This window comes from Pantoea rodasii, assembly GCF_002095465.1.
Taxonomy (GTDB): domain Bacteria; phylum Pseudomonadota; class Gammaproteobacteria; order Enterobacterales; family Enterobacteriaceae; genus Pantoea; species Pantoea rodasii.
The window spans coordinates 1-785 of sequence record NZ_MLFP01000065.1 but is presented as its reverse complement, the minus strand read 5'-3'; the positions used below and the strand labels follow the sequence as shown (position 1 = coordinate 785).

At 53.6% G+C, this 785-nt stretch carries 1 protein-coding gene; it reads left to right on the top strand.

What is annotated here, in order from left to right; translation table 11 throughout:
• On the top strand, positions 1–785 hold a 785-nt coding region (gene tuf / locus HA45_RS23355), incomplete at both ends, for an elongation factor Tu (RefSeq protein WP_128599100.1).

The window sequence follows — 785 nt, the reverse complement described above, 5'->3', positions numbered from 1 at the left end:
CGCCACTATGCGCACGTTGACTGCCCAGGCCACGCCGACTATGTGAAAAACATGATCACCGGTGCTGCGCAGATGGACGGCGCGATCCTGGTTGTTGCTGCGACTGATGGCCCTATGCCACAGACTCGTGAGCACATCCTGCTGGGTCGTCAGGTTGGCGTTCCTTACATCATCGTGTTCCTGAACAAGTGCGACATGGTTGATGATGAAGAGCTGCTGGAACTGGTAGAGATGGAAGTTCGCGATCTGCTGTCAGCTTACGACTTCCCAGGCGACGATACTCCAATCGTACGTGGTTCTGCTCTGCAGGCACTGAACGGTGTTGCTGAGTGGGAAGAGAAGATCATTGAGCTGGCTGGTCACCTGGATAACTACATCCCAGAGCCAGTACGTGCAATCGACCTGCCGTTCCTGCTGCCAATCGAAGACGTATTCTCAATCTCAGGCCGTGGTACTGTTGTAACCGGTCGTGTTGAGCGCGGTATCGTTAAAGTGGGCGACGAAGTTGAAATCGTTGGTATCAAGGCGACTGTTAAGTCTACCTGTACCGGCGTTGAAATGTTCCGTAAGCTGCTGGACCAGGGTCAGGCAGGCGAGAACTGTGGTGTTCTGCTGCGTGGTATCAAGCGTGAAGACATCCAGCGTGGCCAGGTTCTGGCTAAGCCGGGTTCAATCAAGCCACATACCAAGTTCGTATCAGAAGTGTACGTTCTGTCTAAAGACGAAGGCGGCCGTCATACTCCGTTCTTCAAAGGCTACCGTCCACAGTTCTACTTCCGTACTAC